Origin of the sequence: Pseudalkalibacillus salsuginis (assembly GCF_021646685.1) — a bacterium.
Taxonomy (GTDB): domain Bacteria; phylum Bacillota; class Bacilli; order Bacillales; family Fictibacillaceae; genus Pseudalkalibacillus; species Pseudalkalibacillus salsuginis.
This window is the reverse complement of record NZ_JAKJHW010000008.1, coordinates 43133-60150: the sequence shown is the minus strand read 5'-3', so window position 1 is coordinate 60150 and position 17018 is coordinate 43133. Positions and strand designations below refer to the sequence as shown.

At 37.2% G+C, this 17018-nt stretch carries 13 protein-coding genes and 1 pseudogene; 9 read left to right on the top strand and 5 right to left on the bottom strand.

Annotated elements, in window-relative coordinates:
• The first annotated feature begins 271 nt into the window (after positions 1-271).
• From L1611_RS17505 to L1611_RS17480, 6 genes are all read left to right on the top strand, one after another.
• Positions 272-1153 (top strand): DeoR/GlpR family DNA-binding transcription regulator, encoded by an 882-nt coding sequence (locus L1611_RS17505; protein ID WP_236315007.1) that lies wholly within the window; start codon positions 272-274, stop codon positions 1151-1153.
• Positions 1154-1625: 472 nt separating this feature from the next.
• Positions 1626-3395: a cache domain-containing sensor histidine kinase gene (locus L1611_RS17500; protein WP_236315006.1), complete on the top strand. Its 1770-nt coding sequence runs from the start codon at positions 1626-1628 to the stop codon at positions 3393-3395.
• Between the two features lie 33 nt (positions 3396-3428).
• The gene (locus L1611_RS17495) at positions 3429-4613 is read left to right on the top strand and encodes a response regulator transcription factor (RefSeq protein ID WP_236315005.1); all 1185 of its coding nucleotides are present in this window, start codon (positions 3429-3431) and stop codon (positions 4611-4613) included.
• Between the two features lie 16 nt (positions 4614-4629).
• Positions 4630-5895 (top strand): ABC transporter substrate-binding protein, encoded by a 1266-nt coding sequence (locus tag L1611_RS17490; RefSeq protein WP_236315004.1) that lies wholly within the window; start codon positions 4630-4632, stop codon positions 5893-5895.
• 189 nt (positions 5896-6084) lie between these two features.
• Positions 6085-7545 (top strand): glycoside hydrolase family 68 protein, encoded by a 1461-nt coding sequence (locus tag L1611_RS17485; RefSeq protein WP_236315003.1) that lies wholly within the window; start codon positions 6085-6087, stop codon positions 7543-7545.
• An 87-nt stretch (positions 7546-7632) separates the two neighbouring features.
• Entirely contained in the window at positions 7633-9180 is a 1548-nt protein-coding gene (locus tag L1611_RS17480; protein WP_236315002.1) for a glycoside hydrolase family 32 protein, read from the top strand.
• Positions 9181-9424: 244 nt separating this feature from the next.
• Here the strand turns inward: L1611_RS17480 and L1611_RS17475 are convergent, their stop codons facing one another.
• The 4 genes from L1611_RS17475 to L1611_RS17460 all read right to left on the bottom strand — a co-directional run bounded on the left by L1611_RS17475 (position 9425) and on the right by L1611_RS17460 (position 13443).
• Complete coding sequence (locus tag L1611_RS17475; RefSeq protein ID WP_236315001.1) at positions 9425-10345, bottom strand: AEC family transporter; 921 nt, start codon at positions 10343-10345, stop codon at positions 9425-9427.
• A 236-nt stretch (positions 10346-10581) separates the two neighbouring features.
• On the bottom strand, positions 10582-11709 hold the full coding sequence (locus L1611_RS17470) for a hypothetical protein (RefSeq protein ID WP_236315000.1): 1128 nt from the start codon (positions 11707-11709) through the stop codon (positions 10582-10584).
• 269 nt (positions 11710-11978) lie between these two features.
• Complete coding sequence (locus tag L1611_RS17465; RefSeq protein WP_236314999.1) at positions 11979-12908, bottom strand: DMT family transporter; 930 nt, start codon at positions 12906-12908, stop codon at positions 11979-11981.
• 22 nt (positions 12909-12930) lie between these two features.
• Positions 12931-13443 (bottom strand): MarR family winged helix-turn-helix transcriptional regulator, encoded by a 513-nt coding sequence (locus tag L1611_RS17460; RefSeq protein WP_236314998.1) that lies wholly within the window; start codon positions 13441-13443, stop codon positions 12931-12933.
• Positions 13444-13793: 350 nt separating this feature from the next.
• Between L1611_RS17460 and L1611_RS17455 the strand changes: the two genes are divergently transcribed.
• Positions 13794-14279, top strand: a complete 486-nt coding sequence (locus tag L1611_RS17455) for an ImmA/IrrE family metallo-endopeptidase (protein ID WP_236314997.1) — start codon at positions 13794-13796, stop codon at positions 14277-14279.
• 31 nt (positions 14280-14310) lie between these two features.
• Positions 14311-15488: pseudogene (locus tag L1611_RS17450) on the top strand (site-specific integrase).
• Positions 15489-15714: 226 nt separating this feature from the next.
• Here L1611_RS17450 and L1611_RS17440 read toward each other — a convergent pair.
• Entirely contained in the window at positions 15715-16704 is a 990-nt protein-coding gene (locus L1611_RS17440; RefSeq protein ID WP_236314995.1) for a GIY-YIG nuclease family protein, read from the bottom strand.
• Positions 16705-16799: 95 nt separating this feature from the next.
• Between L1611_RS17440 and L1611_RS20715 the strand changes: the two genes are divergently transcribed.
• The gene (locus L1611_RS20715; RefSeq protein ID WP_265738499.1) at positions 16800-16934 is read left to right on the top strand and encodes a hypothetical protein; all 135 of its coding nucleotides are present in this window, start codon (positions 16800-16802) and stop codon (positions 16932-16934) included.
• Positions 16935-17018: the final 84 nt, after the last annotated feature.

The following is a 17018-nucleotide window of genomic DNA, read 5'->3' as shown; positions in this document are numbered from 1 at the left end:
AATCACCGTTACACATATTTCATTTAGCCGATTAAAGGAATGATTTTGTTATATGTGTAATAAATCCCAATATTGGTTGTGATTGTTTATGCTTATTAATGATGATATATGCGTATTTGATGATTGTCAATAAGTTTTCTAAAAATTAAAAATATAACGAATTTCTTTATAAATCCCTACTAAATGCTCTTTCCCATGATTATCCTCATCATACAGTTTGAATTAATTTGATTACTTATGCTTATTTTTAGCCATATGAAGATAAATGAGTATGATCGCAAATCAAAAATCAGGAATCGCGCAATCATCTTTTTACTTTAAGACTTCGAGATTAGTCTATAATGATAAAAAGAAAACGTTTACGAAGGGAGAATTGCTGTTCATGTTTATGGAAGAGCGTAAAGCGCAAATTCTTGAATACTTACGCCATATGTCTCGGGCGTCCGTTCATGATTTAAGTCAGCAATTTAATGTTTCAGAGTCTACGATTCGAAGGGATCTTAAAGAACTTGAGGAAACAAATAATATTAAAAGGACACATGGCGGTGCCATCCTCTTACAGCCAGTCAGTTATGAGGCATCAATCGGAGATAGAAAAAAAGATTATATCGCAGAAAAGCAAGCCATTGCTAAAAAAGCGGTGGAGTTCATTAACCCAGGCGATGCCATCCTTCTAGATTCAGGAACTACAACTTATGAACTTGTAAAAGAGTTAAAGACCTTTTCCAATCTTTCCATTGTGACCAACTCGATCATTATCATGCAGGAGCTAGCAGATATTCCTGGCTTGGATGTAATGCTGCTAGGTGGTAATTTACGAAGAGAAACATCTGCATTGGTCGGACCTTTTGCAGAACAATCACTCAATATGATTCGAATTGATAAAGCATTTATCGGTACTAATGGTTTGGACCTTAAAGAAGGTATCATTACTACCCCTAACCTAACCGAGGCTCGTATTAAGCGTATGATGATCACGAACTCCAGGCAAACCATCCTATTGACTGATCATAGTAAAATCGGCAAGGTGAATTTTGCTAAAGTTGCTGACCTATCCGCTATAGACTTTTGTATCGTAGACGCTAAAGTACAGGACCATTTCGAAGAGGAAATGAAGCGTTATGGAGTGAACGTACATATCGTAAAACTTTAAAACTATAAGAATATTTAATTCTCCATTCTCACAAAAAAGAGGATCCTATTAATGGAGCCTCTTTAGTGATTGCCCCTTTTTCGTTTTTATGAAGCTAATAAAGCCAGCCTCTCCATCTTTCCGGGTATTTCACTAATTTAAGGGATGAGAACTTAGCCCTCCTTTTCCCCATAAATTCCATCATCTAGATAGTCAATTTGTTTCATTTTTTCAATTCTATATAACGTTTACATTTTTTTGTGAGCGTTTCCGAAATCAGGTGCTCAGCGGATTACCCCTACTATGTACTATACCCTTGGGCATGATTGACGCTTTTTACATGTTTGTTATAGTTTAGGATATTATGAATTTCTTTGCTATTTAATAGAGTAGTCCTAAACCATTTTTCAATCAAATCCACTCTTAACGACCCATTATCTTGCTATAAGTAAAATATATTCCATTGGTCCTCTCGTGAAAGGGGCGCTTTGAGATGAAAAGCATTCAGCGCCGGTTATTGTTAATGCTGCTTGTGTTCATCATCCTGCCCTATTTTTTGTCTGTTTTTTTAATTTACAGCTATACGAAAAATAGTGTGGAGCAGAATGAACTTGAAAACAGCCGGGCACAGATGCAGGAGAGCTCAGAAGAACTTAATCAATACTTTAAGGAAATGATCAACCTCCCCTACATCCTGTATCGTGACCCTGAGTTGTTCCGGATATTTAATAATGATGTAGATGATTCAGCTTACCTAGAGAAAAGCTTAGAAAATTACTATTTGACGCGGAACGAAATCCGGCAGGTACGGCTTTATTTAAATCAGGATAAGGAATCCATCGCTGTATATAATGGAATGGTCAGTGCGCGAAAATCAAAACCTGATTTTTTAGATAAGGACTTGATGAAGAAACTCTACCATTCGAACTTAAAGTACATATTAGAACCGCCTCACCCTATTGAGAATTATAATAATGCAGCGATAGTGCCCCAGTCAGACAGCACTGTGGTCATGACACTCCATCATAAAATAGTAGATGTGCTCACGAACGAATTTCTCGGAATCCTGACTACTGACATCGATTCAGATATGTACACTCAAATATGCAATAACCTGATCCAGGAAAACGAAGAGACCGTGTTACTGGTTGACGAAAACGATCAAGTGATTTATGCAAACAACCTTAGTCTTATCGGCAAACCCGTGACTGCTGAGCTGCAACAGCAAATGAAAGAAGATGGCGGTACGGGTGATGATATTATCTTATCAAGAACTTTATCCAGCCCACTCCATCAATGGAAATTGGTGAAGATCACGCCTAGTGAAATCTTATTTCATGATGTCAGGAAAACGGCCTATACAAGCATATTGGTCGGGATAGGTGTAGGTTTATTAGGGTTGTTGATGATCAGTATGATTACGATTCGAATTACCCATCCGATCAAACAACTGACTCAAAAAGTGCGCACGATAGAAGGCAGTAAAATGAACGCTCCCTTTGATGACTCTAGACAAGACGAAATCGGTTATTTGGAGAAACATATGAAAGATATGATGAATCGCATTAACCTTCACATTGATCGTGAATATAAGCTTGAGATTGAAAATAAGGAAAACCAATTCAGAGCTTTAAAGGCCCAAGTGAATCCTCATTTCTTATTCAATGCCCTGCAATCAATTGGTGCAGTTGCTTTAAGATCAAAGACTCCTAACGTATACCGTCTCGTAACGTCTTTATCAAAGATGATGCGTTACTCCATACAGGCAGACGAGTGGGTGCTCGTACAAGATGAAGTGAATTATATTGATTCCTACCTCACCCTGCAAATGGAACGTTTCCGAAATAATGTGAATTACACCATAGAAATGAACGAAACGGTTCTTAATACGACGATACCCAGTATGATTCTTCAGCCACTCGTTGAGAACTTTTTTAAGCATTGTTATGAAAAGGGCAATTATAAAGCCCGTCTATCAATACGTGGGGAAATACAAGACGGCTTCTTACACCTTATCGTAGAGAATGACGGAGAAAGTCTGACGTATAAACAGCTCCAAATGTTAAGGGAAAAAATATATACAGATCCTCATGAAAGCTTATATTTACATAACCATATTGGTTTAAAAAACATTCATGATCGTTTGGTTCTTAATTACAACAAAAGGGCAGGGTTAGAAGTAGAAACGGATCAAGGGCAAGGGTTCCACGTGAAGATTTTCATTCCCTGTCCAATCCAAACCAGTTCAACAGCCAATGTATGATAGCCAGTTTCATATACGTAGGAGGGATAGCTTTTGAAGGCTTTAATTGCTGATGATGAAATGAATGTACGCGACGTCCTACGCTATTTAGGACAATGGGACCAGCACGGCATAACTGAAATTTTAGAAGCAAGAGATGGTCAAGAAGCAAAAACGATTATTGATGAATCTCAACCTGAACTGATTTTTACGGATATTAAAATGCCAGGAATGACCGGAATAGATATCATAGAATGGCTCGACGGCATTTCCTATCCCGGTAAGGTCATATTCATTACAGGGTACAACGATTATTCATTTATGCGCCAAGCGATTAAATACAGCAGTTTCGATTATCTTTTGAAGCCGATTGAACCTGAGCCCTTTAACAAAACGTTATCTGAAGCAGTGGAAAGCTGGAAGAATGACCAAAAATCCCGACATTCGGATCAAACAGTCGATAAAGACTTAAAAAAGCTGTGGCTCAATCAAATAATGACAGCGGCTTGCATGGGGGAAGCTTTTGAACCAGATGACATCCTCCCTTACCTCCCTACTGCTGATCAATATGAATTATCGTTAATTTCTTTTTATCAAATGCATCATCCTGATCCTTATGTTGATTTACTGGCAGACATGCTCGTTCAAAGAAAATTAGGAAATGCGTTTTCCCTACACTTTGATCGAAATCTTTGTCTTGTCATCAGTATTAAAGACGAATGGCTAACGATAGAAGAATGGATGAGTCAAGAATTTGATATACCTGTTCGACTTGTGAGTGGTGAGCGATTATATTCATTAACGGATATTCCAAGCTCCTATCAAACTTTACAAACAGCCATCGATAATCACGAGTATCGGTCAAATCATAGAATGGATGATTTGGATACCCCCCGCCGAATAAAGGATATCGTTTCCTATGTAAATGATTTTTATATGGAGGAGTTGAGTTTGGAGAAACTATCCAACCTATTCTTCTTCAGCCGAGAACATATTTCAAGGAAATTCAAGGAAGAAACCGGATTGCCTTTGTCTAAATATATTACGAAATTAAGAATTGACCAGGCTAAAATTTGGTTAAAAGAAACAGAAGAAACCATTTACTCGATTTCTTTATTGCTAGGCTATCAAGATGAGAAATATTTTTCAAAACTGTTCAAAAAGGTCGTAGGCATCACACCTTTTGAGTTTCGAAACAAAAGACAACAGCAATTTGTCAGCAGATCGTTTACGGAATAAGAAAAGAGGTGACAGAATGAAAAAAGTCTTACTTTTATGTTTAATCGGAACGCTGAACCTATCTCTTTCAGCATGTCAGTCAAAGTCTGAGACAAAAGAAACACCAATAAAAGAGCAGGAAATTACACTAAAAGTAAGAAATCCAAAAGTAGAGATTGCTTCACAGTTTGAGCAAATGGTCCAGGCTTATGAAAAGAATCATCCAAAAGTAAATATAGAAGTCTACACGGTCGGTGGGGCGATGGATGACTTTTCTGATCTTAAAGCCCAAATTGCTGCAGGTAATGGTCCCGATATTTTCACAAACCCCGGGTATGAAAACGCCAAAGTTTGGAGCGACTATTTAGAAGACCTATCTGATCAGCCATGGGTAGAGAATGCACTTGAAGATACATTAACGCCGATGAGATTTGATGGTAAAGTACTTGGAATGCCAATGAACCTAGAAGGATACGGCTTCATTTATAATAAAGATTTATTTAAGCAGGCAGGCATTAAGGCAATGCCTGCTACACTAACTGAATTGACAGTTACCGCTGAGAAACTGCAAGAAGCAGGAATTACACCTTTTGCCACTGGCTACTATGAGAAATGGAAATTGGGTGACCATCTTTTGAATATCGCATTTGCCCAGCAGGATAACCCAGCTGCTTTTATAAAAAACTTGAATGAAGGGAAGGAAACGATTCCCAACAATCCGAAATTCAAGGACCTCATCCATTTGTTGGATGTCACTTTAGAATATGGAAGCAATGAACCACTCTCGACAGACTACAGTATGGAAGTAAATACTTTTGCAGCTGGAGATGCAGCGATTATCCTGCAGGGCAACTGGATACAGCCTATGATCGACCAGCAATCCCCCGATATGAACATCGGCATTATCCCTATTCCCATTAATGATGATCCGGACAAGGAATCCTTAGTCGTTAACACACCTAGTTACTGGGTAGTCAATAAACAGACAACAGAAGAAAAAAAGAATGAAGCAAAAAAATTTTTAAACTGGATGGTTGCCTCTGAAGAAGGAAAACGATACTTAACCGAACACTTAAAATTCATTCCCGCTTTTAAGCATATCGAGCCGGAAAATTCAGGTCCTCTTGCCGATCAAATCATACAGTATTATAAAAAAGGGCAAACGTTGTCCTCCAACTGGTTTGATTTTCCAGTAGGAGTAAGAAAAGAATTTGGTTCGGCCACACAACAATATATAAAGAACCAACTTAATAAGGAACACCTATTACAAGAATATCAAAAGTCCTGGGAAAAGGCTCAGTAAGTCCTATCCAGGGCTTTTTTCACTCTTTCCTCACCCCAAAATAGAACAAAAATCCTATATATCAAATCAAAGCTAAATTCCAATCAATATCCTCCATATCCAGATCCGCCCATCCCCCCTATAATTTAAATTGTCAAACAGCGGAAAAACGAAAAAATGATCCGCAAAAAAAATATAGGAGGAAAGAATATGAACGTAAAAAGATTGGCCAAACAAGCTACAGTAGTCATGCTTAGCACAGCAATTCTGGCAGGAGGGGAAGGATTGATCGCGCATGCTGATTCCCGGGACCATAAAGAAGATTACGGAATTTCCCACATCACGCGTTCTGATATGGCGGACATGATTAAGCAGCACGATGATCATGCGGTCCCTGAATTTGACGCATCTAACATTCAAAACATTCCATCAGCTACAAAAACAGACGAGAACGGAAATGAAATTAAAATGGATGTTTGGGACACATGGCCGCTCCAAAACGCGGACGGTACAGTGGCCGAATACAATGGCTACCATATCCTATTCGGTTTAGCAGGTGACCCAAAAAATGCACACGACACATTCATTTACATGTTCTATAAGAAAGCAGATGAGAAATCAATCGATGCGTGGAAGAACGCTGGACGTGTATTCGACGATGAAGATAAATACAAAGCTGACGATAAATATTTGAAAGATCAGTCAGAAGAGTGGTCCGGTTCCGCTACCTTCACCTCTGATGGAGAAATTCGCTTATTCTACACCAACCGTACAGAATTTAATGAAGAAAAGGAGCTTTACGGTAAACAGACGCTAACTACTGCGCAAGTTAACGTATCTGAACCAAAACAAGGCACTCTTAATGTGGATGGCGTCGAAGATCATAAGTCAATTTTTGAAGGCGGCGATGGGTCTGTTTATCAAAATGTCAACCAGGCTTTTGGAAATGGGGATATTAACTATAATGAAAACCATACGTTAAGAGACCCTCACTACGTAGAAGAAAATGGCCGTAAATACCTGGTGTTTGAAGCCAATACAGGAACTGACTTTGGCTACTCTGGAGAAGAATCCCTTTACAACAAAGCATACTATGGCAAAAGCGAAAAATACTTCCAGGATGAAAAAGCTAAACTGTTAGAAAGTCCGAAAAGAGAGTTTGCTGAACTGGCGAACGGAGCGATCGGCATCATCGAAATCAACGATGATTATACACTAAAGAACGTAATGGACCCATTGATTGCTTCCAACACTGTTACGGATGAAATTGAACGTCCAAACATTTTCAAAAAAGATGGTAAATGGTACTTATTCACAAGTTCACGCGGATCTAAAATGACGATTGATGGCATTGATGATGAAGATATCTACATGTTGGGATATGTGTCGAATTCATTAACTGGTCCATACAAGCCGATGAACAAAACGGGAATTGTTTTACACCATGACCTCGATCCAAATGATGTGACATGGAATTACGCACACTATGTAATCCCTCAAGAAAATAGCGATGAAACTGTTGTTACAAGCTATATGACAAATAGAGGGTATTTTGAAGACAAAAAGTCTACTTTCTCTCCAAGCTTTAAGCTGGACCTTAAAGGACCTAAATCTTCCGTTATAGAAGATGGAATCCTCGAACAAGGACAACTTACAATAAATGAAGAATAAGCTTTAGGATGAAAAGAAAATGCCGACTTCTCTAGGCATTTTCTTTTCTTTTCAATTAATCCATTATAAAAGCGGTGAGCAACTGATATGCTAAAGCAGAATCAAAGAAAATGGCTGGCTGGATCGCTTCTCTTTTTCTTGATCATTGGCTTGTTTTTAATCTTTGAGCGACCAGACCATAGGGAAAAAGAACCACAAGATAAGGAAACGTATCGTGCAGACTATCATTTTACAGCTCCGGATAACAGGAAGAATGACCCGCAAAAACCAATCTATCTGGATGGGAAATATCACTACTATTATCTCTATAACCGAAACTATCCCAAAGGTAACGGAACAGAGTGGCGTCATGCGACCTCTAAAGATTTAGTCCATTGGAAAGATGAAGGGGTGGCTATTCCTAAATACACGAATGAAAACGGGGATCCGTGGTCAGGTTCTGTTGTGGTAGACCAAAATAATACAGCCGGCTTTGGAGAAGAGGCTGTAGTAGCACTCGTTACCCAGCCTTCTGCAAATGGACAGCAGGAACAGTATCTCTGGTACAGTACGGATAGAGGCCAAACGTTTACCTCCTATAGTGACCATCCGGTAATGTCCAACCCAGGAGCTGAAGATTTCAGAGATCCTAAAGTTATCTGGGATGACCGAGAACAGAAATGGGTCATGCTCATGGCCGAAGGAACAAAAATTGGTTTTTATGAATCGAAAAACCTAAAAGACTGGAATTACACCAGTGGATTTCAGACAAAAGATATTGGACTCGTAGAATGTCCGGACTTGTATAAGATGCGGGCAAACGACGGAACACTGAAATGGGTGTTGGGCGTAAGTGCCAATGGCAAGTCGATCGGAAAGCCGAATACTTATGCTTACTGGGTCGGTAATTACAATGGTGATGAATTTATCCCCGATCACGAAGAGCCTGAATGGCTGGATTACGGTTTCGATTGGTACGGCGGCGTTACGTTTGAAGATGGGACAAGTGATAATCAGCTCAGCCACCGATATGCTTTAGCCTGGATGAACAATTGGGCATACGCAGACCATACCCCTACCCTCCAGGAAGACTTTAACGGATTGGATTCCATCGTTCGAAAAATAGAATTAAAAAAAGGTGATGAGGACTCCTATTACTTGGGTTCACAGCCGTTAGAAAAACTAAATCAATTAACAGATTCCTCAGATTCTTATCAACAAATCGAGGTCGACGGCTCAAAAACAATTGGGGCAACTGGTACGGCTTACCAGATCGAAGCAGAGATATCCTGGTCGAAGATCGGGAACGTAGGGTTGCGTCTTCGGGAATCAGCCGACAAAACGCGTCATGTGGACGTCGGTCTTTCACCAAAGGACCAGTACTCTTATGTCAATCGAAAATCAACAGACCAGCCAGATGAAAGTGGTAAGTATATAGAAAGTATTGCTCCTTTTGATCCAAGTCAAAAAAAGGTTCACTTAAAGATCCTTGTAGATAAAACAAGTGTTGAAGTATTTATAGATGACGGTAAAGTGGTACACTCCAATCAGGTGTTCCCTCCACTAGAGGATAAGAACATCACACTATATTCTGAAGGAGGCCCCGCAACTTTTGAAAATATAGAAATAAAACACTTTGACTCCATTTATGATTAAAACTCAAGCGTAGGTTTTTATGTCACTAACGAAACGTAAAAAAGGGGCTGTCCCATTAGTGTCTGACTCTCACCGTCCCTAGCAACATTTTGAGAAAAAGTGTGTTTTTGAAACAACATGTTGTGTGGTGGTGTCTGACATTATTGTTTTGGGACAGCCCCTTACGCCTGAACTTTTGCTTCTTCTATCGCATTAATGACTGAGGCTTTGTTCAATACGTCTCTGCCTTTGGTAGTTCCCCAAGTTAAAACAACAGCTGTGAGAAATAAATGGTGAGCGTAACGGTCACCATACTAAATACCGTTGACGCTAATACGATTTGAGCAGCCAGTTCTGGTTCACCGCGGTATTCCTGTGCGATAATTGCACTGTTTACAGAGCTAGGCATCGCTGATGAAATGAATAAAGCCTGGGCAAGCAATCCCTCATAGCCTAGAACCCAAATGATTAAACCCGCAAGTACTGGCCCCACAATCAATCGTACTCCTAAACTAAAATAAACAATAAGCAATTTAAATTTAAATGTCAGCTGCGCCACTTGTGCTCCGAGGGTGATCAATGCGATTCCGACCATGGCATCCGCGACATATTCCCCGGGCTTGATGATAAAATCAGGAAGCTTGACATTTCCCACGTTTAAGAGAACTCCGAGAAACATAGCGTAAATCGCCGGCATTTTTAGTAAGCCGATCATGGCACGTCCTCTTCCTTCCTCCACCGCTCTCAATGAAAATACTCCATATGTATAAGAAAAGACATTCTGTAACGTCATCACGATAACTTGTATAGTTGCTGCAACCGGGTCCTGCTTAAAAGCCAGATCGTTCACAGGGATTCCATAGTTGCCTGAGTTATAAAGAAGTACACTATTCGTAAACACCCCCCTTACACCTTTGCTATACCTCCCTGCCTTGGCAATAAGCTGGACCAGAACATACAAAACGCAGATGAACACCGCAAAAAACAATATCACTTTTCCTAGTAGGCCAATAGAGAAAGAAGATTCATAGAGGTTCACCAGTACAAAGCCAGGGCTTAGAAAGTATATGTTCAGCTTAGCCAAAGTGAAAAGATCCAGTTGAAATGATTTATGCATTACAACCCCGATTCCAATAAGAAGGAAAACAGGAATAATAATATTGATAAAAATATAAATGATTTCCATACTTCCCCCACCACAATCTTTTATAGAAACAAACACGGCCCTCTCGTGGAGGACCTTCTTAACAGACAACTTCAACCCGATTTTACTTCATTATATTTTCAAAATACTTCAAACCCATCTCTGGGGGCGACACAGTAGTGGTGGATCAGTAACCCGATCGTATGCAGAGCAGGTTCACAGCTTAATACATCGAGAGTATAATTCTTTCCATTCCACTCCATAAACTTAAAAAGGAATTAAGTTTGGAAACGTTGTAATAAAAATAAATAGACCATTACGCTACCAATATAAAAACTAGTGAAGGACATATTCCACTGAGCTACTTTAAATGAACTTTCTTTTACTATACTTGACATGAGATCAACTGTAGCATTAAATGGACCAACCAAAAAAGCGGACACAGCACCTGCAAGCATCGCCACAGTTAAAATTAGAGAAGAAATCCCTAAAATTTCTGGATTCAGAGATTCTGCCATAATAGTCACTGTCACAGCTGGGTGAAGCCCTAAAAAAGCAAAAACCAGAGGTATAAGGGGTAATACTATTAAAAAGAAGTCTACTCCTATTATATTTCTAAACTGGCCGATCCAACTATTTAGCAAATCATTAGTACCGGATATTTTAAGACAAGATATGAAGAAGCCAGCCGATAAATAAATATAAAATTGGTCTTTCATTTTAATCGAAAAAGAATCTATATGCATTAGTAAATTGGCTTTAAACTCTTCTTTCTTTTTCAAGAATATAGACCATATAAAAGCAAATGGAATGACTAGTAACGATACAAGAGTAATAAATGAATAAGGTAGTTGAAATTCCCCTATTGAAATAACAACATTAAATAAAAGAATGGCCCAAAAGATGTGGAATATCCTTTTTGTCGTATGAACGCCTCTTTCAACAGCAGCAGCCATTTCATTGTTTGACACTTTGGTTGATAAGCTGACTCTTCTATTATTACTCCGTATACCTAAACACCAATCTAATAATAGTCCAAATAGGCTTAAAGGTAAAATGTATGGAAGAATAGTTATCCAATTCACACCTGTGACGCTAATTACGATTCCTACAATTGGTGTAACTGGAGCCCACATTAATGGCATTACATAGCCGTGTGTAATGGCTTTACTCATAAACTGATCTTCATACTTAACAAAAAAGCCAGGAAGTGCTGGTTTGATAGAATGATACATCATTGGTAATGTAGCTAAATTCATAAAAATGCTAAAAAAATAAGATATCCCCGATGTCATTGAATAAAGATAGCCGGAGGTTTTTACTTTTCTTTGTATGATGGTTGTAATATCATCACTATACCTGCCAATTTTAATGGGGATTCCTAATATAGGGATTAATGTAATCATAGTATCAGATCAAGCATCGGACCAAAAGCCCCAATATACTCTATCCAAGTCGCATGACTAACCCACAGCATAATTAAACCAGAAATTAAAAAAAACATTCCCAATACCCTAACAAACTGTTTAACCGAAAACATGGTTAATAGCACGATTAATAAACAAAAAGCAGATAGCATTTTCTCTCTGGCTGTAACCGAGGAGCCGTCTTGATACGCTTCTACAATGCTTGAAAACCCCTTATTGTTTAAAAATTAAACATTAAGGGGTCTTCTCTATTTTTGATAAACCCTGCTTTGTTCACGTGTTTTTTTTATTCTATAAATAGAAGCATTTTTCCCGTATGCTACTGCTACTACTACAATCAATGCAGTCATAATGGTGAAAAGACCCACTTCTTCGTTCAAAAAAATATACGCAAAAAAAATCGTAAAAAAAGGTTGAAAGTATTGAATTTGACTAATTTTCGCTATATTAACTATATGCATAGCAGCATACCACATAAGCATTGCAAGATATTGACTGATAATCCCTAATCCTAATAAAGATAGCCAACCGCTTAAAGGAACAACTAGGATTGAACGGTCCAAGAAGGGAATAATGAGAAGAATAACGATAGGCAAAATGATGATCAGAGCCCAAGTGATAACTTCCCATGATCCCCCTAGTACGTTAGTCATTTTTGCCCCTTCCACATAACCGACGGCCGATGTAATAATCGCTCCAAAGAGAATGAGGTCTGTAATTTGGAGTTGCTGTATTCCTTGACTTAAGGTAAAAAACAGAACAGCTAAACAAGCAATCAGACTCCCTATCCAAAATCTTAAAGCTGGACGTTCTCCCGTTCGTACTAAAGCATACACTGTGGTAGCAATAGGCATTAAAGCAAATTCAATGGCTCCGTGGGAAGAAGGAATGTACATCATTCCCCATGCTACAAATAGCGGAAAAGCAAGCACTAAAAAGAAAGCCACGATTCCTAATGATTTTAACTGTTTAACTGCAGGCACTATCGCCTTTTTTGATTTTTTCATACAAAGAAAAAGAACCACAGATAATGCTAATAATCCTGCTATAATTACCCTTCCAAAACTTAAAACAAAGGGATCAAAATGGTTAATCCCAATCTGGGTCAAAGGTAAAGTTAGACTTGCGCCCGCTATACCAAGGAACCCAAGCAACCATCCTATTCTTTGCTTAGGCATACCTAAATCCTCCTTCTAATGATCATTTCAGAGGTTTGCTCACCGGACAATCGTTGTTATGCAAGCAGGCATCCGCATTACAAAGACGACAAATTACCCTCGTTTGTTCCAAGTGATTGGCTTGCGTACTTAATATTTTTTCTAAGATGGATTCTAACCACTTTTTCTCCTCGTCGTTAAGCATATCTATACCATGTTTGAAGAGCACTTCTCTTTTCTCAAAAAACTGTTGGATTTGTTCTTCTCCTTTTGTTGTAACAACAAGTTGTATGTTTCTATGATCCTCTCCTTTTTGCTTCGCTATCATCTCTTTTTCCACAATTTTGTTGACGAGACGAACAGTTCCTGAATGGCTGAGTGATAATGCTCGGCTAAGAAAATCAACAGATTGGTAAGGGTAATGGTAAATTGTCACAAGAGCAGGCATAACATTATCGCCAAGGAGGAGTTCATTCTTCGATAAACCTTGTGTTTTGTCGGTTAAAATTGTTGCAAAAGCATTTAATAAATTTGTTAATCGTCCGTTAATCAACATAAAATATTCCCTCCTTATCCATATGTATGCGTCATACATACACGATAACACAAAAATGAACTTGTATAAATGAGGAAGAGTCTTGAAATTGTATTACTTTTAAACTGACTCTTCGCTAATCATTTCAGCATCAAGTCTTCCAGATAACTGCCCTTATCTGGAAGACTTGATTTCAAAGCAATCCTCTCGTTGGCAAAGTAACTACGATTCTAATACCCCTCTAGGAGACCATTTCATTTCATAATACAGGAAAATAACACCTCAAAAACTATTTAAAACCATTAATTGTCATCCTTGATTGATTTATAGAACATATGTTCGTATAATTGCTTTTAAGGAAGGTGATTGGTTTGGGATTTCCTATTTATTCAACCACAATTCTTGAAGACTTAGTTACACAATGGTATATAAACCACCGCTATACTAAACCGGAAGATTTGAACATACAAGACATAGGGTTGGAGTCTCAAATCTTTCTTCGATGTAAACCGATGCAAGCAAGGTTTATGAAAGTAGGTAGATTCCAAGAAATCATAGTAGATAGTCGTTTGCCTACAATATACCAACGCGAGCAGTTTTTTCATGAACTTTGCCATGCCTTAAGACACGCTGGGCGACAAACAATGATGCCCACAGCATTTCACGAACTACAAGAAAGAGATGCACGACATTTTACCCTTTATGCATCTTTACCTGCTCATATGATCAACGAATACACTGTTACAAGCCCAGCAATAATTGATCAATGGTCTAGGGATTTTAAAGTTCCCAGGAAGCTATGCATTGAACGCTTAGAAAAAATAAAAGGAAGAATTGTACCATCCATTAAGATTTAATTAAATATGATTGAACAAGGAGGGGATAACTATGGCAAACTTCCGAAAACGTGGAGCTAGATGGTATTTTCAAATATATTTGGGGAACGACCCTATCACTGGAAAGAAAAAGTTTTCTTCAAAGGGTGGATTTAAAACAAAAAAAGAAGCACAACTCGCTGCAGCAGAAATTGAGAAGGAAGTTTATGAGAACACATATGTTAAAGAACAAGATGTAGTATTCAAAGACTTCACTTTAGAATGGATTAAAATTTATAGTGAAAGTGCCAAAATAAGCTCTGTAAGGAATCGAAAACATAATATAGATCACTTAAATCGATTTTTTGGACATAAAAAGATTAAAGATATCAGCCGAAAACAGTATCAAGCCATGCTAACCTCACTTCATAAAGAAGGGTATGCTTTTAATACGCTTGATGGTATTCATTCAACAGGACGAATGGTATTTAATAAAGCTGTAGAATTTAATATTATCAAGAGTACTCCATGTGAATTTGCTAAAATCCCACGTAAAGTAGAGACGGTTGAGGAAGTGGAGAACAATAATGGAGAGATTAAATTCATGGAGAAACCTGAACTCATTCGTTTTCTTTCAGCTGCAAAGGAAAAAGGAATTGATAAAGATTTTCCCTTGTTTTTAACACTAGCCTATAGTGGATTACGGGTAGGTGAGCTAATTGCATTAAAGTGGGCAGACATTAATATGACTAGAGCAACTTTAAGAGTGACAAAGACCTATTATAACCCTTCCAATCGTACAAAAGAATATCAGTTGCTTACTCCAAAAACAAAGGGATCAATTCGCACGATTAAAATGGATCCAGATGTAATCATGGTATTAAAAAAACACAAAGAACACCAAAAAAACTCATTGAAAAATCTAACGGTTATTACAATCAACTTGATTTTGTTTTTGCAAAAGAAACCAATAATCCAGGGTATCCTGAGTTTTTAAAGACTGTAAATACAAGAATGCAACGTTTGTTGAAACTAAGTGTGATAAACAAAAAACTTACTCCTCACTCTTTACGACACACTCATACTTCTCTCCTTATAGAAGCAGGAGTTGGTATTAAAGAAATTCAACAACGGTTAGGCCATGGGGATATAAATACGACCATGAATATATACGCGCATATCACTGAAAACATGGAAGAAAAAGCCTCTCAAAAGTTCAGTGAACTTATGAGAGGCTCATTAGATCTATAGTGTTTTTACTGCCAGGTATGTCAAAAGTATGTCATTTTGACTTTTGGGGTGAAGCTTAACCCTTGATATCAAGGGTCATGGGTGCATGATTACATCATGCCGCCCATTTAATAACCCTATAAAAACTAAAAAATACGTACATGAATCCTTGATAAATCAATATTCCTGTTAATTTATCCTAATAAAAAATATATTTGTTTAACATTATCGGACACTAATCGGATACCTAAATATAAATATCAAAATTACAAATTTCCTGAAACTTAGAGTCCGATAAATACCCTAGATGTTTGAAATAATTTATTTCTTCATCAGCAAATTTAAACCATTCATTTGAATTGAAATAAGGATGCTTATAATTTTTAAATTTATTTTTTAAATAAAGCTCAAGTCTATATGCATTAGGATTCTTTATAACTTGAATTTTATTAAGAACTTTTCCTTTATACCGGTATTGAAATAACTCTTCTGCTTTAATAAATCTTGAAGTTAAGTTATTGAATGTTACACCTATTTTATACACTTGGTGTTGTTCACTTCCAAATACATATAAATAATTATACCTGCCAAAATATTTGATTAATTCATAATCATACTTTAAGTTGATAAACTTCGATAAGTAACCAAATGTCTCTCCTGGAAAAAACCGCTTAATTGTGAAGTTTTTAAAAACCTCATTATATCTAATCAATTTTTCAAATTCTTTTTTAAAATTTTCATACCTATAATCCTCTATAATACACCTATTTTTTTTCATTTCAGTAAAAATTGATTCTAGATCCAGTATATTATTTATTTGTTTTTCAAACATTTTGTATTTTATTATGTACCTTAATTGTAAGATGTCTAATTTAACACTTTCAATGTAATTATTATTGACTATAGAACTAAACGGCTTTTCACCAATAAAATATGCATTACAAGTATCTAAGAAGGAATGAATAGAAGAAAAAATTGTTGATTCATCATCACCAAGCTTAAAATTTTTATAATAGAACATAGATTCTAGTTCACTAAGATCATTTTGTATATTCTTAACTAATTTTTTCCTTGTTTCCAGATATTTGCGACTACCTGATAGAATATCAATATTTGATTCTATGTTCGTAATTTTAAAATCCGCCTCTTCTTTTTCTTTTAAATTAAATTCTCCCTTTTCTTTAAAAAACTCTTCGTTAATTTTTTCTAAATATTTAATCTCCTTAGAAGGAATCAATTGTTCCACCTACTTATCGAAACTTATATGCTTTGGATCGCTTCTTATCTTACATTAAAGATGGAAGAGCTGATTCTTTAAAAGAGGCTATGAACTTGTATGAACAAGAGGCCAGACATGAAGAACAAATCAATGAACTCAGAGTGATGCAAATTCTTCAAGAAGCTACATATCAAAAAGCGAATGAAGCTACTACCTTAGGCTGGATTAACTTATTTGTTCGTAGATAAATTGCTGAGAATGTAAATAATTCGGTTAATTTTAACTAGTAAACCTCAATTTTCAAATTAAAAAGCCCTGAATTTAACCGAATA